General features: G+C 71.3%; 17 protein-coding genes and 2 pseudogenes. 9 read left to right on the top strand and 10 right to left on the bottom strand.

Annotation, left to right across the window (positions count from 1 at the left end; all coding sequences use genetic code 11):
- Window positions 1–41 precede the first annotated feature (41 nt).
- The 4 genes from JK361_RS07365 to JK361_RS07350 form a co-directional block, all read right to left on the bottom strand.
- Window positions 42–1,604 (bottom strand): TROVE domain-containing protein, encoded by a 1,563-nt coding sequence (locus tag JK361_RS07365; RefSeq protein ID WP_236052657.1) that lies wholly within the window; start codon window positions 1,602–1,604, stop codon window positions 42–44.
- A 796-nt stretch (window positions 1,605–2,400) separates the two neighbouring features.
- Window positions 2,401–2,838, bottom strand: a complete 438-nt coding sequence (locus tag JK361_RS07360; protein WP_201814830.1) for a CAP domain-containing protein — start codon at window positions 2,836–2,838, stop codon at window positions 2,401–2,403.
- A 493-nt stretch (window positions 2,839–3,331) separates the two neighbouring features.
- Window positions 3,332–4,069, bottom strand: coding sequence for an 8-oxoguanine DNA glycosylase OGG fold protein (locus JK361_RS07355; protein ID WP_201814829.1), 738 nt, complete (start codon window positions 4,067–4,069; stop codon window positions 3,332–3,334).
- On the bottom strand, window positions 4,059–6,179 hold the full coding sequence (locus tag JK361_RS07350) for an SMI1/KNR4 family protein (protein ID WP_201814828.1): 2,121 nt from the start codon (window positions 6,177–6,179) through the stop codon (window positions 4,059–4,061). Before JK361_RS07350 ends, JK361_RS07355 begins: the two co-directional genes overlap by 11 nt.
- A gap of 338 nt (window positions 6,180–6,517) precedes the next feature.
- Between JK361_RS07350 and snpA the strand changes: the two genes are divergently transcribed.
- Both snpA and JK361_RS07340 read left to right on the top strand, forming a co-directional pair.
- A complete protein-coding gene (gene snpA, locus JK361_RS07345; RefSeq protein ID WP_201814827.1) occupies window positions 6,518–7,210 on the top strand; it encodes a snapalysin in 693 nt (230 codons plus the stop codon).
- Window positions 7,211–7,372: 162 nt separating this feature from the next.
- Window positions 7,373–7,624 (top strand): hypothetical protein, encoded by a 252-nt coding sequence (locus JK361_RS07340; RefSeq protein ID WP_372448690.1) that lies wholly within the window; start codon window positions 7,373–7,375, stop codon window positions 7,622–7,624.
- 63 nt (window positions 7,625–7,687) lie between these two features.
- On the opposite strand, the gene JK361_RS07335 is transcribed toward JK361_RS07340, so the two are convergent.
- Together JK361_RS07335 and JK361_RS07330 are read right to left on the bottom strand one after the other, a co-directional pair.
- The gene (locus tag JK361_RS07335; RefSeq protein WP_201814826.1) at window positions 7,688–8,023 is read right to left on the bottom strand and encodes a hypothetical protein; all 336 of its coding nucleotides are present in this window, start codon (window positions 8,021–8,023) and stop codon (window positions 7,688–7,690) included.
- Window positions 8,024–8,422: 399 nt separating this feature from the next.
- A complete protein-coding gene (locus JK361_RS07330; protein WP_201814825.1) occupies window positions 8,423–9,049 on the bottom strand; it encodes a TetR/AcrR family transcriptional regulator in 627 nt (208 codons plus the stop codon).
- A gap of 103 nt (window positions 9,050–9,152) precedes the next feature.
- Here JK361_RS07330 and JK361_RS07325 point away from each other — a divergent pair, with 103 nt between their 5' ends.
- Entirely contained in the window at window positions 9,153–10,097 is a 945-nt protein-coding gene (locus tag JK361_RS07325; protein ID WP_201815022.1) for a beta-ketoacyl-ACP synthase III, read from the top strand.
- Between the two features lie 236 nt (window positions 10,098–10,333).
- On the opposite strand, the gene JK361_RS07320 is transcribed toward JK361_RS07325, so the two are convergent.
- Both JK361_RS07320 and JK361_RS07315 read right to left on the bottom strand, forming a co-directional pair.
- Window positions 10,334–10,903: a hypothetical protein gene (locus tag JK361_RS07320; RefSeq protein WP_201814824.1), complete on the bottom strand. Its 570-nt coding sequence runs from the start codon at window positions 10,901–10,903 to the stop codon at window positions 10,334–10,336.
- A 562-nt stretch (window positions 10,904–11,465) separates the two neighbouring features.
- Window positions 11,466–11,825, bottom strand: a complete 360-nt coding sequence (locus JK361_RS07315) for an excisionase (RefSeq protein ID WP_201814823.1) — start codon at window positions 11,823–11,825, stop codon at window positions 11,466–11,468.
- Between the two features lie 68 nt (window positions 11,826–11,893).
- Here JK361_RS07315 and JK361_RS07310 point away from each other — a divergent pair, with 68 nt between their 5' ends.
- The 3 genes and pseudogenes from JK361_RS07310 to JK361_RS07305 all read left to right on the top strand — a co-directional run bounded on the left by JK361_RS07310 (window position 11,894) and on the right by JK361_RS07305 (window position 14,336).
- The gene (locus JK361_RS07310; RefSeq protein WP_201814822.1) at window positions 11,894–12,865 is read left to right on the top strand and encodes a Clp protease N-terminal domain-containing protein; all 972 of its coding nucleotides are present in this window, start codon (window positions 11,894–11,896) and stop codon (window positions 12,863–12,865) included.
- A 198-nt stretch (window positions 12,866–13,063) separates the two neighbouring features.
- A pseudogene (locus tag JK361_RS41050) lies at window positions 13,064–13,207 on the top strand (MerR family transcriptional regulator); the annotation flags it as partial.
- A 13-nt stretch (window positions 13,208–13,220) separates the two neighbouring features.
- Window positions 13,221–14,336 carry an FAD-dependent oxidoreductase gene (locus tag JK361_RS07305; protein WP_201814821.1) on the top strand — a complete coding sequence of 372 codons (1,116 nt, stop codon included), beginning with the start codon at window positions 13,221–13,223 and terminating at the stop codon, window positions 14,334–14,336.
- Between the two features lie 187 nt (window positions 14,337–14,523).
- Here the strand turns inward: JK361_RS07305 and JK361_RS07300 are convergent, their stop codons facing one another.
- Window positions 14,524–15,471: a DUF2218 domain-containing protein gene (locus JK361_RS07300; RefSeq protein WP_201814820.1), complete on the bottom strand. Its 948-nt coding sequence runs from the start codon at window positions 15,469–15,471 to the stop codon at window positions 14,524–14,526.
- A gap of 123 nt (window positions 15,472–15,594) precedes the next feature.
- On the opposite strand from JK361_RS07300, the gene JK361_RS07295 reads away from it, so the two are divergent.
- Together JK361_RS07295 and JK361_RS07290 are read left to right on the top strand one after the other, a co-directional pair.
- Window positions 15,595–16,176 carry a winged helix-turn-helix domain-containing protein gene (locus JK361_RS07295; RefSeq protein ID WP_201814819.1) on the top strand — a complete coding sequence of 194 codons (582 nt, stop codon included), beginning with the start codon at window positions 15,595–15,597 and terminating at the stop codon, window positions 16,174–16,176.
- 316 nt (window positions 16,177–16,492) lie between these two features.
- Window positions 16,493–17,905 carry an MFS transporter gene (locus JK361_RS07290; protein WP_236052652.1) on the top strand — a complete coding sequence of 471 codons (1,413 nt, stop codon included), beginning with the start codon at window positions 16,493–16,495 and terminating at the stop codon, window positions 17,903–17,905.
- A gap of 65 nt (window positions 17,906–17,970) precedes the next feature.
- Here the strand turns inward: JK361_RS07290 and JK361_RS07285 are convergent.
- A pseudogene (locus JK361_RS07285) lies at window positions 17,971–18,731 on the bottom strand (FAD-dependent oxidoreductase).
- On the opposite strand from JK361_RS07285, the gene JK361_RS42590 reads away from it, so the two are divergent.
- Window positions 18,655–19,266: a CoA transferase gene (locus JK361_RS42590; RefSeq protein ID WP_372448694.1), complete on the top strand. Its 612-nt coding sequence runs from the start codon at window positions 18,655–18,657 to the stop codon at window positions 19,264–19,266. The pseudogene JK361_RS07285 and the gene JK361_RS42590 sit on opposite strands and share 77 nt — an antisense overlap.
- Window positions 19,267–19,294 lie beyond the last annotated feature (28 nt).

The following is a 19,294-nucleotide window of genomic DNA, read 5'->3' as shown; positions in this document are numbered from 1 at the left end:
ATCGAGCCGGATCGAGCCGGATCAGGCCGGATCGAGCGGGATCAGGCCCGATCGGTGGTCCACGGCCAAGCGGCCTCGCGGCCGGCCTCGATGAGGCCGACCATGCGGAACGCGGCGTCCGTGAGGCCGCCGAAGGTGTGCCGGTGGGGGCCGGTCGGGCCATGGGCGGGCCGGTACCCCGCCAGGTTCCACGTGTAGACCGGGATGCCGGCCGGGACCGTATCGGCCGGTCCGCCGGGGCCCTCGGGGGCGGCCTGCTCGTCGGTGACGATCAGGACCCGGTCGTGTTCCCGGTAATGTCTGCGCACCGCCTTCGTGGTGTAGGTGCCGCCGAGGCCGTGGAACCGTTTCAGCACTTCGAGCACCGGCTCCCCCCGCTCGAACGGCACCGCCTTGCTGTTCCAGCCGAACTCCACGAGATCCGCCTGCTCGGCACGCATGGCCAGCGCGGTGCCGAAGACGGCCGCCGCGTCCGCCCGGGTCAGCTTCGACCGCTCGGAGACGGTGTCCCAGAACATCGAGTCCGACCGGTCCACCAGGATCAGCGTGCGGCCGGGCAGGGCCGGTACGTTGGCCAGGGAGTGGTCCAGTGCCCGTTCCAGCGCGGCCGCCCAGCGCTGCGAGGGTGTGTGCTGGTAGGCGGCCAGGTAGCGGAAGGGGAACTGCCGGGACCGGGCGACCTCGGAGGCGCCGGAGAGCCGTTCGGCGACCCGGGCCGCGACTTCGTCCGAGACCCCCGCCTCGTCGAAGTTCCGCAGGTTCCGCAGGAGCGCCATCGGTCCCATCGTGGGGATGACGGCCTCCCAGACAGCCGCGTCCATCGGTCCGTGCAGCCAGCCCGCCAGGGCCTCCCACGTCATGCCCGCGGCGGCCAGCCGCTCGGAGCCCCCCGGCCCGGTCACCACCGCCCGCCGGTCGTCGGCAGCCGTCTCCATCAGCGCCCGGTGGGCGGTCAGCAGGTGGTCGGAGGCCTGCGGGGCCGCCTGCTCCGGGTGGTGGCGACGGTCCAGGGCGTATCGGAAGAGCGCGCCCTGCCAGGGCTTGTCCGGGTCGGGTGAGGCGTGCACCAGGTTGAGCACGTCGCCGAAGCGGATGGCCTTGGTCGCCGTGTCGTACTTGAGCAGGGAACGGGACGTGTACAGCCGGCGTACGCCGTCGGCGATGCCCCGCTTCACGGGCTGGGGTACGTTCCGCCCGTACTCCGAGATCCAGTGGGCGAGCAGCTCGCCGGGCTCGTCGGCGCGCTGGAGCACCGAGTCGATCACGGAACGGTTGGACGGGCCCCCGGACGCACCGGCCCGCAGCCGGGCCCGCACGTATGCCGCGGCGCCCACCAGGGACGCCGTGCGCAGGTTGCCCTCGCCTCGAAGCCAGCTCAGCAGACCGGCCGTCCACACCGGGTCCTCGACAGCGAGTTCACCGACGAGACGGATGTACCGGTCGTCGCGTTCCTCACCGCTCTCGTAAAAGGTCCCCTGGGACACGAAGTTGGCGACCGCAAGCAGGAAGAGTTCCTCGCGGGGCTCCCGGACGAAGGCTGGTCCGCCCTCGTGGGTGCGCAGGTCCGTTCTGGCGGGGTGGTGCTGGAGCCGTGGTGCGGGCATGGAGCGGGCGGCCGCCGAGATGTGCGGGGCCACGAGCATCTCGGACCACATCTTGGAGACGCGTGGGGTGTGACGAGGCAGTGAATCTCCCCGGATTCAAAGGGCTGGACGGCCCCGGGCCAGAGGTCCGACGGAGCGATGTCCGACAGGGCTAAGGTCCGACGGGTCCAAGATCCGGCGGGGCGAAGGTCCGACGGGTCCGAGATCCGGCGGGGCGCGAAGGTACGACAGGGCGAAGACGCCACGCCCGCGCCTGCCGAGATCAAAGAAGGCGGCGGCATCACTTGGTTGTCAGAAGGAAGTAGCCGCAGCCGAGCGCATCGGAGGCGCGGTCGCATTGCCAACCTACAAGAACCACGAGGCCACACACCAGCGATTAACCCGGCCCCGGTTCCCGGAGGAGACGCGGACGCCCCCGGACGTTCCGGCGGCACGCGTGCCCGGAGCCACGGGCACCCGCGACGACGGCGGACGTCGTGGCCACCACGGCCGATCCCGTGTATGGCACCAGCCCACGATGGGCGTCGGCCTGCTCGCCGACAACGGCACGCGATACTCGGCAGTGTGGCCGCCACCGCCATCGGTCCGTCTCCGTCAAGCGCGGAAGGCTCGGATCGCACCGACAGCTTTGGGGGACCAACCAGGCTCCCGTGCCGCTGGGTTGAGGCTTCGAACGCCTCCCCCAACGGCACGGGGGCTTTGTGCGGTGCGGCCCTCGCCTCGACCTCACCGGCGTCACCCGATCAGTGGCGACGCTGAGACCGCTCAGGACCCCTGGTTGTGGTTCCGGAACCGGTCAGGTTCCGAAGAGCTGGGTCCAGAGGTTGCCGGAGGCGCCGGCAAGTCCGGTCTGCTTCCACTTGCAGTTCAGGATGGCGGCCTTGTGAGGTCCGCTGCCCATCCAGCTGTCGAAGACCTCCTTCGCGGTGGAGCCACCCTGGTGGATGTTCTCCTCGGTCGGTATGGACGGGCTGAAGCCGGCCTTTTCGACCCGCTGCGCGATACTCGATCCGTCGGATCCGGTGTGCGAGAAGAAGTTGTTCTTGGCCATGTCCTCGCTGTGAGCCTGCGCGGCCGCGGTGAGCTGGCCGTTCATGCTCAGCGCCTCGCAACCGGCCTTCTCTCGTGCGGCGTTCTCCAGAGCCAGGATCTCGTTGGCGTTGGCCTGCTGCACGACGTTGGGCCCGGCAGGGGCGGCGGGAGCGGCGCTCGCGCCGGCTGCGGCGGGCAGCACGAGCAGGGGGATTGCGCACGCGACAGCGCATGCACCGTGGAGTCGGTGAGTGAGGGCGCGCATAGCATTCCTTTCGTTCGTTCAACGTCTGCACCGGGGAGTACGGTTCGCGGTTGTCCGGCGCATACCTCGCGAAGGGTCGGCTCCGTAAGCGCCTCGGCCTCAGACAGCAAGCCGTGAGGCACGGGCCGCCGCTGGCAGTGGTGACCTTTGACCGGCGGGGCAACGCTGCCGTCACCGTCGGTGACTGGGGCGTCGACGTGCCCGTCGAGGCACGGCCTCAGGCCCTTTCCGCCGCCTCGTTCGGCCAGCCCCGGCGCGGAGGTGGCTCCAGGCCGGTCACGAGGGCCTTCGGTGTCCGGCCCTGGTCGTTTTTGAGTCTGCCTGCCACCCCATTTTAGCGCTGTGGGTATCGGATCTCCTGTCCAGGCAGCCCACGGCAGGCGCCGCCCAGACGTACGCAGCGTGCTGAGCAGGGGTAGGCAGCCCGCGGCTAATCGGAGATCCGGCAATCCCCCGTTTCGTGGAGACCTTCCTGCGCAGCCAGCTCCTCAGAGGCCGCGGTGAATCCGTCTGGTGGGCCAGGCGACCCGGCGGGCGCCCTTTGCGGGGTCCACGCGCCCCTGAACAGTGCCAGTTCCAGCAGGTCGGGCGTGGGCGGCCCGTGTGTGGACCGGGTCAGCTGCTCGGTCGCGCCGTGCATCCATCTCAGGTAGACGCTGTAGCGGTGCGGGGTCCATCCGCCATCGCTCCACAACCACGTGGCGAGCCTTGCGGGCTGCTCGAGTCCCGCCTCCTGCCCCACCCGGGTCGCATAGGCTCGCACGACCCGGGCGATGCGCTGGTCGAGGACGAGCGGGCGTGGGCCCGGCACGTCCGGTACGGCGCCGCCGACGAAGTAGAGGAACTTGGTGAAGAACGCCGGTCCCAGGCCTCGGATCGCGCCGCGCAGCTCGCGGTAGGCCGCCACCGCTCCGTCGTCCGCAAGCACCGCGACGGCGCGCCCCAGCACCGCCTCTGCCGACGAGTCGCGCAGGATCTCCCCCAGCCGGTATGCCCCGTAGCCGTTGTCGCCCTGCCCCCAGACATAGCTGGCGACGAGTGTCTCGGTCCAACTCGACGCATCTGCGGCGGCGAGCCGAGGTGAATCGCCGAGGACCGTGGTGAGCCCGACGTGGTGATCGCACTGACGGTCCCTCAATTGCTGTGCCGGTGCCTCGTCAGCCGCCACCGCCGGTCCCCTGATGGAACGGTCCCGCAGCCCCGTGCGGACCGCCAAGCGTGATCGAGACCGCCGTGTACCCCTCCCCCGGCCCCGGCGGCCTGATCCACGGCCGGGTCGGCAGGGTGGGCAGTCTGCCGTGCTCGAGGGCGAATTCGGGCAGGGAGACCTGGAAGGCCGCGGCTATCGCGTCCAGGGCGCGGGCGTCGTCCGAGCGGTCGGTCGCCGGACCCGCGGGGTCGGGGAACAGCTGGTCGGGCGAGAGGGCGGCGGGGGGTGTGCCCGTCCGGTGCCGCTCGGCCTGGTGGACCGTGAAGGCATACCGCTGCTCCCCGTCCTCGGCGAAGGCGAAGTGGAACAGGCCCGGCCCGCACCAGACGGTCAGGGCGCGTGCGCCCTGCGAGAGACCGGTGCCGGGGTCGGTCAGGCGGGACGCGTCGAACGTCAGCCGGTGTGCCGACTCGAAAGCAAAGCTCCAGCCGCCGCGGGCGCCGACCCGGGCCATGGGACCGCGTCGCTCGTGCTGCCGCACGAACTGCATGTGCCACAGATCCGTCTCGCTCGCCACCGGCTCCAGCGGTCCCGCCCCGAACCGCTCCGCCAGCTCTTCGGGGCGCATGCCCTCGACCAGTACGAACCGGTAGCTCTCCCGGAGCGGGCCGACCCTGCGGTGGCTGTGGGCCAGCCACCCCAGCCCGGCACCCGGGGGCGTGGCCTCGGCGGCGGGCTCAAGCGTCTCCGCCTCAGCGGCGGACACGGCCTCGGCTGCGGGCGGGGACGTGGCCTCGGGCGCTGTCCTGACCTCCGCAGAGGGCGTGGGCGCCGGCGGGGCCTCGGGCGCTGTCCTGACCTCCGCAGAGGGCGTGGGCGGGGCCTCGGCCGCAGCCGTAGTCGTGCTCGCAGTCGCGGTACCAGCCGCATTCGTGGCCCGCGCCTGACCGGCTCGGGGTGTGGTCAGCAGCTGTCGGCCCCGCTCCGGTGTGACGAGCGGCCCGAGCAGTGGGTCGCCGAGCAGGCCGAACGGGGCGACATGGTCCTCCCGGTACGGCTCCCAGAGCGGGACCGCCGCCGCGAGCACCCGCCAGGCTCCGTCCGTGTCCCCCCAGCGCGCCAGCTCTCTGGCCTCCTCGACCGCGCGGCCGAAGGGCCCCTGTGAGCTGTACTCGTAGGTGCGCTGCCGGATCTGTTCGAGGACGACCCTGGCCCGCTCCCTGTCCGTCGCGTAGTCCTCGGTCACGGGCCCGAGCACCAGGGTGTCGTCGCTGCGGCGTTCACGCAGGTGGTCGCTCACCCTCAGAGGCAGCACCTCGCCCGCGTACAGCGGGTCGTCCATGCGCGGGTCGACCGGTACCGAGCCGCGGCCGTTGAGCAGCGCCCTCAGCTGTGAGGACAGCAGCCCGGCTCGCGGCCTGCCGAGTTCCCCCGCCTCGTCGAAGACAGCGAGTGCCTCGTCCAACTCGCCCTTCAGACAGACGAGTCGGGCCTGCTCCACCTTGGCGTCGAGGTCCCGTGTCACGGTGTTCTCGAAGTCGGGGTGGGAGCCGCCCAGTTGGTAGAACTCCTTGTACATGTCCTCCATGAACGCGCGGAAGGAGTCGTACCGCTCGGGAGGCTCCCCGCCCCAGCCGTGATACACGTACACCGCCCACTCGCCGTCGGCGCCGACGTCGCCCGGGTCGATGAGCACGTCCGTCATGTCCGAGTCGAGCGACAGCTGCAGCGCCCGGCCCCACATGCCGGCCAGGACCACGTCCTTCTCGGCCGGGTTCTCGCCCAGGTGTTCCTCGTACATCGGCTGTAGGCCGTACGGATCTCCGTACGGCTCGATGCGCTCCGTTCCGGCAAGCAGATAGACGAAGCCGCCCGCATGGCGCCAGCCGTCACTCGTCTCGAGGAAGGAGCACAGGGACGGCGGCAGCGGCGTCCGGATCCCGAGGCCCCGGATCCGCTCCCGGAGAGCCGTCATCCGTGCCGGACCGGCCGGGGCGAATCCCAGCCAGCGGTCCCGCACGACGTCCTCGTCCAGCTCCTCGAACTCTTCCGGCTCGTTCGCGGCAAGCGCCTGAAGCCATTCCTCGCTCCATCGTGTGAGGAGCGGCCGCCACTCGAAGTTCCCCATGTCCGCCATCCTGGCAGCCGCCACTGACAACGGCCGACGGCCGGCGACGCCACGAAGACCGGCACGGTCCCTGGGGCCGCGCACCCTGAACGCCTCACACGCGCACACGAACCGGGCTCTCCCGGGGAACCCGACGCGGTTGTGACAAGGGGGGATTCACGCAGACGCCCCAGTCCTCCCCCGCCATCCGCAGGTCAAATCTCCAATCCGGGCAGGCCGATTGACTGCCGATAGCGCCGGGCTATCCCCGAATGCCATCATCCGCCGACCCGTTGGCCTGCCCGAGACTCACTGGCAACCGATCGTTCAACCCCACAGGACGAGAAGGAGCCACCCCCATGGCGCCGTTCCGCAGAAACACCGGGTCGAAGAACTCCACCAGACTCACGGCCCTCGCTCTCGGCCTCGGTCTGGCCACCGCCGCACTGGGCACCGCGAGCCCCGCGACCGCCCAGCACACCACCGCGGCCCCCACCCGCACCACCACTGCCGCCGGCTACGTCGGCACGTCCGAGAGCTCCGCCAACAAGGCGTTCTACGACGCCGTGCTGAAGTCGGTCGCCAAGCGGCAGGCCGCGCAGCCCTCACTGAAGGTGGTGACCGTCTACTACAACGCCTCGGGAGCCCCGAGCTTCCGCTCCCAGATATCGAGCGCGGCCTCCATATGGAACGGCTCGGTGTCGAACGTGAAGCTCCAGGCGACCTCGGGCTCAGGCGACTTCGCCTACTACGAGGGCAACGACCCTCGCGGGTCCTACGCCTCCACCAACGGCCACGGCCGCGGCTACATCTTCCTGGACTACGCGCAGAACCAGCAGTACGACTCCATCCGGGTCGCCGCCCACGAGACCGGGCACGTGCTGGGCCTGCCCGACCACTACAGCGGTCCGTGCAGCGAACTGATGTCCGGTGGTGGCCCCGGCACCTCGTGCACCAACCGGTACCCGAACGCCACCGAGCGCTCCCGCGTCAACCAGTTGTGGGCCAACGGCCTCGCCAAGGCCCTCGCGCAGGTCGCCAAGGCGGGCTGACGCCGGTGAGCAGGACTGGCTGAACTCCCCACAGCCGACCCGAGATCACGCTACGGACCGCGGTGCGCCGACCCGCGGTCCGTACCGCTGCCATGTCCGACGGCACGGTGCCGGACCGGTCGCCGGTACCTCGCCGGCCCCGTCGCCGATAGGCTCGGCGACGTGACGGGCACACAAGACCACACGCAGCCGGCGACCGACGCGGGGACCGGGGCTTTTGCGGCGGCGTTCCTGGAGGGCCAGGAGATCACGACGACGGGCTGCGGGCGTTGCGGTACGGAGATCTCCGGCGTGAACGGCCGCTACGCGTGCGGAAATTGCGGGTGGGTCAACCACTGGTCCGAGGGGCATACGGAACTGCCGGCCTACGACCCGGTCGGCGATCTCCCGCTGAGCGGGCACCCAACGACCTGAACATCTCCGGGCTTTGCCAGCCACCCGCGTCGCCCGAGTCTGCGGACCGGCGGGCCCGCCGGCTCACTCCGGATGCGCCACCGCGTCCTTCTGAAGCTGAACGGCCGCTATCAGGCTCAGTCCCGGCTCCGCCCGGCGCAGTGCCTTCAGGGCGGCGATCGAGACGATGTCCCCGGTGAAGCCGACGGCGGACAGCCGGGAACGCACCCAGTCGGCACGCACCCGGGTCTCGGTGGCGGCGGCCGTGGACTCGACGAGCGCGACGGCGCGTTCGAGCCCCGGACGTTCCTCGGGCACGGCGTCGGCCAGCGCCTGCCGCAGAGCCGCCATGACCAGATCCGCGTCCCGGATGAGCAGTACGGAGTCGTGTTTTCCGGTCAGTCCCGCGATTGCTTTCATGTGGCTCACTATGGCTGCCGTGTTCCGCTGCCGCCAAGCGACTTGAGGAGCCTCAGAGACTCCGTGGCCACCTGGCGGGCGACCTTCAACTCCACCTGGCAGGCGAAGTTCAGCTTTGACCGCCGAGGTTTTGACCAGCCGAGGAATATCGCCTCGCTCGCAGCGCGTCCGGTGAGGCGCACGGGATCGCGGTCCGGACCGAGTAGGCCTGCTAGGGGCCCCGGCATTTCGACGAGAACACCGACTCCGGGTGACATGACGCCTTGGTCCCGAGTGACATGACGCCTTGGTCCCGGGTGACATGACGCCTTGGAACGCGCCCCGACGCCACCTCTCCATGGGATGCGCCCCTGCGCGTCCTCCGACGCCCCGCCGCGTGCCGATGTTCTGGCGGCCCGGCTACGGAACCGGCGATTCCCGGCGCGGACCGAGCAGGCGGTCGAGGGTCCGCCGGGCACGGTCGACGGCATCCGGGGCCGCGAAGAGCTGGATCTCCTGGTTCAGGGCCATGAAGAGGCCGACGAGCTCGAACACCACCTGCTCCGGATCGCTGTCCGCCGGCAGGTCACCCGCCGCCACGGCCGTGCGCACCTCGGCGGCGAGGCGGCGCCGCCACGCCCGGTGCATCCGGGCCAGGGATTCGCGGACGGGTCCGCTGCGGGCGTCGAACTCGACGGAGGCCGTGGTGAAAAAGCACCCGCCGGGGAAGACGTCGCGCGCTGTGTCCATGTAGGCGATCCAGGCGTCGCAGACGGCGCGCAGGCGGGGCAGGCCGGGCTCCGCGTCCGCCGCCGGCTCCCACACCAGACGGGAGAACGCCGCCGCGGCACCGCTCAGGGTCGCCAACTGGAGGGCTTCCTTGGTGCCGAAGTGCCCGAGGACCCCCGCCTTGCTCATCTTCAGGTCGGCGGCCAGGCGTCCGATGGTGAGCCCTTCGAGGCCGTCGCAGGAGGCGAGGGCCATGCCGCGCTCAACGATGCGTTCCCGGGTTCTGCGGGCTTCGGCTGCGGAATGACGAGGGCTCATGCTCCCATCGTAGCGAGCGGCCCCCATTTAGCTTCCGACCGATCGGTTGCTATATTCCGGGACACCTGACGCCGAGCCGAGGAGATCACCTGTGCGTTCCGCCGTGCCGGGAAGCCGTATCACCGCCTTGGGCCACCACCAGCCGACCCGCGTCCTGACCAACGACGACCTGGCCACCATGGTCGACACCAGCGACGAGTGGATCCGGCGCCGTACCGGCATCGCCACCCGCCGCATCGCCGACCCGGCCGAGTCGGTCACCGACATGGCGACGGCCGCCGCGAGCAAGGCGCTGGCCGCGTCGGGGCTGGAGCCCGCCGACATCGGACTGATCACCGTGGCGACCTGCACGGCCGTCGACCGCTGCCCCTCCATCGCCGCCCAGGTCGCCGCGCGCCTCGGCCTGCCCTCCCCCGTGGCCTTCGACCTCAACAACGGCTGCGCCGGCTTCTGCACCGCGCTCGCCTGCGCGGACCATTCCCTGCGCGCGGGTGCCGCCCGGCACGCTCTGGTCATCGGTGCCGAGAAGATGTCCGACGTCACCGACTGGATGGACCGCCGCACCTGCGTCCTGCTCGGCGACGGAGCGGGCGCCGCCGTGCTCAGCGGTTCCGCCGAACCCGGGATCGGCCCCGTGTGCTGGGGCTCGGACCCCACCCGCGGCGATGCCGTCCGCCTCGTCGACGACTGGCACCCGCGGTTCGCCCAGGAGGGCCAGACGGTCTTCCGCTGGGCCACCGGTGAACTCCCCGCGATCGCAAGGGAAGCCTGCGCACGGGCCGGCCTGACCCTCGCCGATCTGGCCGGCGTGGTCACCCACCAGGCGAATCTGCGCATCATCGACGCCGTCGTCCGGCAACTCGGCCTTTCCGAGGGCACGGTGGTCGCCCATGACGTCGTCGAGTCCGGAAACACGTCCGCAGCGTCCGTCCCGCTCGCCCTGTCCAAGCTCACCGAACGCGGTGAACTCCCCACCGGGGCCCCGGTTCTGCTCCTCGCCTTCGGCGGCGGACTGTCCTGGGCCGGCCAGGTTGTCACCTGCCCCTGAAACCGTACCGACGGACGGCGAACCCGCCTCCACGCGCCGCCCGAACCCGGCGACCGGCCCGCCCCCGGTTCCGCCCTGTCAGGGATCAGGGGCGGCGCCTCCCGGAACCCGCCCCTCGACAGGGAACAGGGGCAGCGCCTCCCGGGAAACCGCCCCGAGTAGCGAGTCGCGGCGGGCGGCCGGGGTACCACCACCCCCGGCCCCGCCTTGTCACGGCCCGCGGGGGCGGCGCGTGATCACCGGACGCTGTTCGGTCCCGGCGGCAGACCGGTCGCGCGGTGGTTCAGGGAGCGGTCCAGCAGGGCGCGGGCCCGCTCGAACGCTCGGGAGCGCATGCGCCTCCAGTCGGCGAGTTCGGCGCGGTGCATACGGCGCACGGAATCCAGCTCGACGCCACGGTACGCGGCCTCGGGCTTGAGGTTGTTGACGATCGTCGATGCGTGGAACCAGGCCCGCTGGTCGCCGTACAGGCTGCGCTGCGCGGCGGCGAGGCAGCCGTCCGTGTGAGCGCGTACCCGGTAGCCGGTGGGCAGCGAGACGGACAGTTCGGCGGGTCCGGAACCGAAGAGCGCCTCGCTCACGCGCTGCTGCTCGGCCTCGCTGCGTCGACGCCCGCCGGGTCGCGGCGGTGTCAGTCCCTGTCGCTCAAGGCATCGGTCGGTGAGGTAGAGCTGCGCGGCCTTGATGGTGTCGTCCGGGGACAGCTCGATCCGGTCGGTCCGGTCGGTCCGGTTCGCGCACCCGGAGACTCCACCCAGCAGGCAGAGCGCGGCAAGCGCCGCGGGCAACGATCGAAGCGCACGCATGGGCGGAGGCGGCATCGGATCGTCAGCCTCGCCCGTCGCCCGGCTCGGCGGCACCGGCCGCGCCGAGGGTCGCCGCGCACGGGGGCCGGTGCTGGGTGGTGGTGCGTCGCATCGTGGGAGTCCCTGGATGGTCGGTCGGACCGAGGCAAGATCAACGTCCCACAGCCGGGCACCTCGCCGGGCACTCCGCCACCCATACCGGTGATAAGTCGTACCACCGGCCCGGGCCGAGCCGAACCGCCGGTCCGCCGGGCCGGGCGGACCGGCGGACCGGCGGACCGGCGGACCGGCGGACCGGCGGACCGGCGGACCGGCGGACCGGCGGACCGGCGGACCGGCGGACCGGCGGACCGGCGGGCGGGCGGGCGGGCGGGCGCCGTGTTACTCACGCCGGTGGCACCCATCCCGACCGACGGCGCCGTGTTACTCACGCCGATGGCACCCAACCCGACCGACGGCGCCCTGTTGCTCACGCCGATCGCACCCATCCCGACCGACGGCGCCGTGTTACTCACGCCGATGGCACCCATCCCGACCGACGGCGCGGTGTTGCTCGCGTCGGTCACTTCCGCTCCAGCGCGGCCAGCCTCCGTTCGAGCTGGTCGACCCGGTGCCGCAGCAAGGTGACTTGGGCTTCCAGACTCACTTCCCGTTCCGCCCTGCGCTGGATGCGCGGTGAGGCGGCGGCACGCTCGATCACCGCGTCCAGCTGAACCAGGCGCTGTGGCCCGTTCGGGCCGTCCACCAGCCGGGACCGGATCTCTCCGTTGCGGTACCAGGAGCGCAGGGCCGAGCGGGAAACGCCGGTCTCCGCTTCCGCTTTGGCCAGCGTGACCCAGGGTGTCTCGTCCAGTTGCTCGAACAACTCCAGCTCGCTCTGCCAGCGTGCGAGCCGGTCCTCCCAGTCCGACGGTGTGGCCATCGCACCCTCCCTCCAGCACGGAGACCCTGTCAAAAGCAGCGTATTGACAGGGTCGAGACCATAGAAGCATGTCATTTGAAAGGTTCACGGGGAAAGCCCGGAAGGTGGTCGTCTCGGCTCAGGAGGAGGCGAGGCAGCTCAAGCACCATCACATCGGCACGGAACACGTCCTGTTGGGACTGCTCGACGTGCCGGACTGCGTGGCGGCACAGGTTCTGCACCGGCTGGGGTACGACAAGGAGACGGCGCGGACCGATGTCGCCGCGGCGGTCGAGCCCGGCACGAAGGAGCTGAGCGGCCACATCCCGTTCGCACCGGGCGCGAAGAAGACGCTGGAACTCGCCCTGCGCGAGGCGCAGCAGCTGCACCACAACCACATCGGTACGGAACACATCCTGCTCGCCCTCGTCAGGGAAAGCGAGGGTGTCGGCGCGAAGGTGCTCGCCGAGCGGATCAGTCCGGTCAGCAGGATCCGTGCCGCGGTGCTGGCGGCACTGGAGGGATCGCAGGATGCGGTGGCCGGCCCATGGCCGGCCGGCACTCCTGCCGCCGAGGACACCGTGGCCGCCGCCAGCGCGCTGGCCGGTGGCGCACCGGTCGGCAGCCACCACCTGCTGGAGGCGATGCTGCGGGCGGAGAACAGCATGGCGGCCAGGGTGCTGCGCGAACTGGGGGTCGATCCGGACGCGGTCGCCGCCAAGATCGACGAACTGGATCCGCAGACGACCACGGACGCGAACCCGGAGGAAGCCGCCGCGCGCCAGATGGAGATCCGGCTGGTCGACGATGAGGTGCACCTGATCCTGCGGGACCCGACGACGGTCACGCTCGCCAAGAAGGTCACCGAGCTGTCCGACGGCCCGATCCAGGGCGTCGGGCCGGTCGCCGGCATGTTCGTCCCCCTCTGGCGGTCGACCAACCAGCTGCTGACGCAGTTCCAGCGCCTGCTCGAACCGGAGCCCGAAGACGGGGACGGATCCGCCGCGGGCAAGGTGGCCAAGGCCGTGCGCACGGTGCTCGCGCCCCGGCTACGCCGATGAACCGGCCGATCGGCGGGCCGGAAACGGTCGGTGGAACAGGCGGGTACGGGGGCGTGCCGAGGGCGCTCCTCGTCGGCGAGCAGCCGGTCGGGATCGGGCGGCCGGCGAACCGGGCATCGGTCCGGCCGCGGACGGAGGTCCCGGCCGCGCACATGGCCGTCGAACCGCCGCGAGCAGCCGACACCGTGAGACCACCGCACGGACGCCCACGAGGCCGAGGCCGCCTCGCTCGTCCGCCGGCTGCGCCCCCTCGCCCAGCAGACGGTGAACGCGGAACTCGCCCGTGCCATACGCGCGTTGGCCACCCGGCAGCTGCGCGTCCACCTCGCCGCGCAGCCACCGTTCGGAGGCAACCGTGACCATCGCCATCGTCGGAGCCGGTCTGGGCGGCCTGGCCCTCGCCCGTGTGCTGCATATGAACGACATCGACGCCGTCGTGTACGAACGTGAGTCGTCGCGCGGCGCGCGCGGTCAGGGCGGCATGCTCGATCTCCACTCCGGGACCGGGCAGCGGGCCCTGCGCGAGGCGGGTCTGATCGACGGGTTCCACGCGATCGCCCGTCGTGCGGGCCAGGATCTGCGCCTTCTGGAGCCGGACGGCACCCTGCTGCTCCAGGAGGACACGCCCGACGACGCCCCGCTCGAGCGACCCGAGGTCGACCGTGCCGATCTGCGCAACCTGCTGCTGGACTCGCTCCCCGAACAAGCGGTGCACTGGGGGCACGCGTTGGAATCCGCCGACACCGGTCTGCTGCACTTCGCCGACGGCAGCAGCGCGCCGTACGACCTGCTGGTCGGCGCCGACGGGGCGGACTCCCGTGTCCGCGCGCTGCTCACCGACGCCCGGCCGGTGCACACCGGCCAAAGCGTCGTCGAACTCGGTGTTCCCGACATCGACCGCACCCACCCCGACCTCGCGGCGATGGTCGGGCGCGGCAACTACTGGGTGCTCGGCAGCGGGCAATCCCTGTCGGCGCAGCGCAACGGCGACGGCCGCGTACGCGTCTACCTCGGCTTCCACCACACCGCCGAGGACTGGTTCGCGAGAAGTGGGATCCCGTTCGGTGACCCGGCCGCCGCCCGGGTGCGGCTGATCGAGCTGTTCGCCGGCTGGGACGCACGGTTCACCGCGCTGATCGCAGCATGCGACGACACGGTGCTGCCGCGGGCGGTCACCACTCTCCCGGTCGGCTTGACCTGGCCGTCGAGGCCGGGCGTCACGCTGCTCGGCGACGCCGCGCACCTGATGCCGCCGGTGGGGCAGGGCGCCAACATGGCGCTGCTCGACGGTGTCCTGCTCGGTCTCGCGCTGGCCGCCCGTCCGGACGACCATCCCGCCGCCGTCAAGGAGTACGAACGCGAGATGTTCGAACGCACCAGCGCTGCCGGTCGGCAGTCCGCGTACATCCAGGAGATCCTGGCGTCGCCCGACGCCGGCCGGAAGATGCTCGCCTTCTTCCAACCCGGCTGAAGCAACCGGATACGACCGGGCGACCGACCGCCCGGCCGGCGCGATCACTCACGGCTCGGGTCCCCCGGCTGACTCACGGGACGACTACGTACGAAAGGTGGATCCTCCACGGGGCCCAGGCCGCCCCGACGTGACGAGCCGGTGCCGTCCCGTCGTGGAGGCCGCGGCCTCGCGTGTGCCCGGCGCGTCAGCGGCGTCGGGCGACGGTCACCCCGTCGCGCACCGGCAGCATCACGCAGTCCACCCGCTCGTCGGCCGTGATCAGGTCGTTCAGGCGCCGCATCGCCAGGTGGTGCTCCTCCTGGTAGGCGGGGTCGAAGACCCGGCCGCCGAGGAAGACGTTGTCCAGGACGACCAGTCCGCCAGGACGCAGGCGGCGCACGATCTCCTCGTAGTAGAGGGGGTAGTTGCCCTTGTCTGCGTCGATGAAGGCGATGTCGATGACCGGCTCGGCGTCGAGCGCGCGCAGCGTCTCCAGCGCGGGGGCGATGCGCAGGTCGATCCGGTCGGCGACGCCCGCACGCTCCCAGTGCGGGCGCCCCACCGCGGCCCACTCCTCGCTGACGTCGCAGGCGAGCAGCCGGCCGCCGTCGGCCAGACCGCGGGCTATGCAGAGGGTGGAGTAGCCGGTGAAGACGCCGACCTCGACAGCGAAGCGGGCGCCGGTCAGCCGGGTCAGCAGGGTGAGCAGCGTGCCCTCGTCGGGGGAGACCTGCATGTGCGCGGCGCCGGCGGCGGCCTCGCGGGTGGCGAGGGCGAGGTCCGCGAGGACGTCGTCGGCCGGCGTGTGGTGGCCGAGCAGGTACGCGTCGACACAGGGGTGGGTGGGATCCAGTTCGCCGCCGTCGATCGGGGCGGTCCACTCGACGGTGAGCCGCTCCTCGGTGGCGAAGCGTTCCAGGTGGCGGGTGATCACATCCTGGACGTGGCTGAGCGATTCGGCATCGGCCGCGGTGGCGGTCAGCTCCAACTGGTCCGGGGTGGGCGCGAGACTGCATGTTCCGGCGGTGACCGTGATCGTGCCGCGGCCGTCGGGAGCGAGTGCGGTGGTGGCCTTGTGACCCATGTGTGAGACGAGCTGCTTGATGTAGCGGGCGGGACGGTCGGTGGCGACGCGTGCCATGGCGAGGGGCATCGGGCTCTCCTTGGGGCTCCCGGAGCTAAGCGGCGAGAAACCTCGCCGCTTTCCTGGATCAGGATTCTGCGGTCGGCACGGCGGAGTTGTCAAAAGCGTTTATTTTCCTTGACACTTTCGACCATGGCAGAAGAGCGGCAACCCGAGCGCGAGAACGGCACCGACCAGCGGCTCCGCGAAGAGCAGGACCACCTCGTGCTACGCACGCCCGAGCAGTTCAAGGCCCTCGGACATCCGGTGCGGCACCGCATGGTCAACGTGTTCCGGCAGCGGCCGGCGACGCTGCGCCAGCTCGCCGAGGCACTGGGGATGAGCAAGGGCACCATCGGCTACCACGTGCGCGTGCTGCGCGAGGCCGGACTGGTCCGGCTGTCCGAGACCCGCCAGGTGCGCGGCGGCACCGAGCAGTACTTCGCACTGGTCAGCCGCAGCTTCACGGTGCATCAGGAGGCGCCGGTCGGACCGGAGTTCCTGATCAACGCCGCACTCGGCGAGATGCTGCCCGACGAGCCGGGCCGGGCCAAGCACACCGCGCTTCGCCACATCTGGCTCTCCGACACCGAGGCGCACGCGCTGGAGGCCCGGCTGCGCGCGATGACCGCGGAGCAGCTTCCGACGGATCCCACGCGGGGAGAACCGTACGGGCTGCTGGTCAGCCTCTTCCGCGCCGACGTACCCAGCCTGCCCCCGGACGACGGACACTGACGCAGCGCCTCCGGGCCCGTGCCGACGGGGCTCGGCACCCGTCCGGGCACACCCGGAGGCGGGGCCGGCCCGAGTGGGCGTCCGGTCCAGGGCTACGCCGGTCGGGATGCCACATCCTCCCGCCGGCCCGTCACATCGATGTGACTGTGAGACATAAAAGTGCCTTCTTCCGTGGGTTGGTTCGGTTACAGAAGATGGGGCCCGTAACAAGGAAGCTCCCAAGGAAGGCGTATTCATGTCCGCTCGGGCCGTGCCCTCATCAGCGGGTCAGGTGTCTCACTGGCCGGCACTGGCGATCCTCTGCGCCGGTCAGTTGATGGTGATCCTCGACGGCACCATCGTGAACGTGGCGCTGCCGTCCATCCAGGAGAGCCTGGGCTTCTCCTCGTCAAGCCTCGGCTGGGTCGTCAACGCCTATCTGATCCCCTTCGGCGGCCTGTTGCTGCTCTCGGGCCGGATTGGCGACCTCTTCGGCCGCAAGCAGGTCTTCGTCGGCGGTCTGGCCCTCTTCACCGCGGCCTCCATGCTCTGCGGCCTGGCGCAGAGCCCGGCCATGCTGCTGGTCGCCCGCTTCGCTCAGGGAGCCGGCGGTGCGGTGACGTCCTCCGTCACCCTCGCCATGATCGTCACGATGTTCACGGAGCCCGGCGAGCGCGCCAAGGCGATCGGCGTCTACAGCTTCGTGCAGTCCGCGGGTGGTACGCTCGGCCTCCTGCTGGGCGGTGTGCTGACGCAGACCACGAGCTGGCACTGGATCTTCTTCGTCAACGTGCCCATCGGTGTCGCGGCCGTCGTCCTGGCCCGGCGGATCCTGGCCGCCGAGCGGACCGGCAGCCGGGGCAGGAGCACCGACGCGCCCGGTGCCGTCCTGGTCACGGCCGCGCTCATGCTGGCCGTCTACACCATCGTCGAGGCGGCCGACCACGGCTTCGGCTCCGCCCGCACCCTCGGCTCGGGCCTCGGCTCCCTCGTCCTGCTCGCGGCGTTCGTCGTGCGTCAGGCCACGGCCGACGACCCGCTGCTGCCACCCCGGATGTTCGGGTACCGCAACGTCTCCGGCGCCCTGGGCGCACACGCCCTCATGGTCGCGGGCATGTTCGGCTTCCAGTTCCTGGCCGTGCTGTACATGCAGAAGGTGCTCGGCTTCGACGAGGTGCGGACCGGTCTCGGCGTCGTACCCGTCTCCGTGCTGATCGGCCTGATGTCGCTGTTCCTCGCCCCCCGCCTCATCGCCCGGTTCGGCGCTCGGGCCGTCCTGCTCGTCGCCCTCGTCCTGATCGCCGGCGGTCTGGGCCTACTGGGCCGGATCCCGGTGGACGGCACCTACTTCACCGATGTCTTCCCGGCGACCGTGCCGCTCGGCATCGGCTTCGGCCTGGCGATGCCCTCGCTGGCCGGACTGGCCATGTCGGGGGCGACCCCGCAGGACTCCGGTCTGGCCTCGGGCATGTTCAACACCATGCAGCAGGTGGGCGCCTCTCTCGGCCTCGCCGTCCTGAGCACCCTCGCGGCCTCGCACACCGGCGCCCTGCTGCACGACGGCGCGAGCCGGGACGAGGCCCTGACCGGTGGCTACCAGCTCGCCTTCCGCGTCGGCTCCTGCTTCGTCCTGACCGCCCTGGTGACCGCCGCGGTCGTCCTGCGCACCCCCCGCGGGACGACGAGCGGTACCTCGGCCCCCGGCCACACCCCCTCCCGGCCGGCCGAACCGAACACCACGTCCGCCTGAACCCTCCCCCTCCCCGGAACACCCTGGAGCGCGTAAGGGGGACCTCGGTTCGGGGCTGGAGCGGCTCATCGGCCCTCCTCGGTGAACATGTTGATCAGGCCCTGGGCCGTGTTGTCGTCGGAGTCGATCCGGTGGACCCCGGCACCTTCGAATGTGGCGACCTCGGTGCTGCGGGGGAACATGGCCTGCTCGTACTCGTCGATCGCGGCCTCGATGTCATCGGGGTGCGCGGCGAGGGCCTGGCCGAGTTCGGCGCCGTCGAGCATGGCCAGGTTGGCGCCTTCTCCGTTCGGGGCTGCGAGGTGGGCGGCGTCCCCGAGCAGGGTCACCCCGGCACCCGGTCCCACCGTGACCACGCGCCGTCCGCGCCGACCAGCAGGCCTGCGACGACGGTGGCGCCGTCGGCGAACGTCACCTCGTGGCGCCCCTCGCCGAGGGCACGGGTGCTGCTGACCTTGTGCCCCCAACGGACGGTGCCGGCCGCGAGCGAGTCGAGAAGGATCCGTCGCAGCGCGCCGCGCATCACCTCGGGGCGTCCGCCCGTGCCGTCGTCGGCCTCCTCGAACTGGACGCTCCCGTCCAGGTCGATGACCCGCATCGCCTGGCGGCCCTCGAGGACGATGGAGTGGAACCCGTCCATCAGGCCGGCCGCCTCGAGGGCGAGCTGCCCGTTGTAGTCGTGGATGTCGAGCATCCCGCCCTGCGTACGCGCCGACGGGGAGGGATCGGCTTCGTAGACCGTGACCGGGATGCCGTGCACGTGCAGGACGCGGGCCAGTGTGAGTCCGCCGAGTCCGGCGCCGATGATCGTGACTGGGGTGTGCATGGTGGCTCCTTCGGGATCGGGCCACCCGGTGAGCTCCGGCCGGCCGTCTCTGGAAAGGTGCCAGCCCCCGCCGACGAGCCGGCGACATCCGACCGACAGTGCTCCTACACGGCACCGACACCGCAGATCAGCTGTCCGTCAGGGGACACGCCCACCTCCGCCTGACCAGCGGGGCAACCCGGCCCATCTCCGAGCAGCCCCGTCACGACATCTTCAGCGGTCTTCCAGCCCGGCGCAGCGCGATCGTGACCGGTGGCCGGAGGCCGAGGAACACCTGTCGGCGGTCTTCCGGCAGCGGACCAGGGGCGAGTGGTGGGCCCTCCTGGAGGGGACGGACACCTGCTTCGTCCCGGTGTCGTCCATGGGAGAGGCCTCAGAACAGCCCCCCAACAAGGCCCGAGGCGGCCTCAGCTCGGTCGGCGGGGTCGTTCAGCCCTCCCCCGCTCCCCGTTTCGACCGCACGCCGGCGGGGGCCCGGCGACCACACCGAGGCCCGGGCAGCACAGCGATGAGGTGCTGCGGGAGCTGGGCCTGACTGGGGATCGCATCGAGGAGCTGCGGGC

The organism is Streptomyces musisoli (assembly GCF_016741855.1).
GTDB lineage: Bacteria > Actinomycetota > Actinomycetes > Streptomycetales > Streptomycetaceae > Streptomyces > Streptomyces musisoli.
This window is presented reverse-complemented; position numbering and strand designations above follow the sequence as displayed.

What these genes read in the sequence shown, in the direction of transcription:
- JK361_RS07365 (WP_236052657.1), bottom strand. Translation starts at nt 1,604, where the DNA reads ATGCCCGCACCACGGCTCCAGCACCACCCCGCCAGAACGGACCTGCGC.
- JK361_RS07350 (WP_201814828.1), bottom strand. Translation starts at nt 6,179, where the DNA reads ATGGGGAACTTCGAGTGGCGGCCGCTCCTCACACGATGGAGCGAGGAA.
- snpA (WP_201814827.1), top strand. Translation starts at nt 6,518, where the DNA reads ATGGCGCCGTTCCGCAGAAACACCGGGTCGAAGAACTCCACCAGACTC.
- JK361_RS07335 (WP_201814826.1), bottom strand. Translation starts at nt 8,023, where the DNA reads ATGAAAGCAATCGCGGGACTGACCGGAAAACACGACTCCGTACTGCTC.
- JK361_RS07330 (WP_201814825.1), bottom strand. Translation starts at nt 9,049, where the DNA reads ATGAGCCCTCGTCATTCCGCAGCCGAAGCCCGCAGAACCCGGGAACGC.
- JK361_RS07320 (WP_201814824.1), bottom strand. Translation starts at nt 10,903, where the DNA reads ATGCGTGCGCTTCGATCGTTGCCCGCGGCGCTTGCCGCGCTCTGCCTG.
- JK361_RS07315 (WP_201814823.1), bottom strand. Translation starts at nt 11,825, where the DNA reads ATGGCCACACCGTCGGACTGGGAGGACCGGCTCGCACGCTGGCAGAGC.
- JK361_RS07310 (WP_201814822.1), top strand. Translation starts at nt 11,894, where the DNA reads ATGTCATTTGAAAGGTTCACGGGGAAAGCCCGGAAGGTGGTCGTCTCG.
- JK361_RS07300 (WP_201814820.1), bottom strand. Translation starts at nt 15,471, where the DNA reads ATGCCCCTCGCCATGGCACGCGTCGCCACCGACCGTCCCGCCCGCTAC.
- JK361_RS07295 (WP_201814819.1), top strand. Translation starts at nt 15,595, where the DNA reads ATGGCAGAAGAGCGGCAACCCGAGCGCGAGAACGGCACCGACCAGCGG.
- JK361_RS07290 (WP_236052652.1), top strand. Translation starts at nt 16,493, where the DNA reads ATGGTGATCCTCGACGGCACCATCGTGAACGTGGCGCTGCCGTCCATC.
- JK361_RS42590 (WP_372448694.1), top strand. Translation starts at nt 18,655, where the DNA reads ATGCCGTGCACGTGCAGGACGCGGGCCAGTGTGAGTCCGCCGAGTCCG.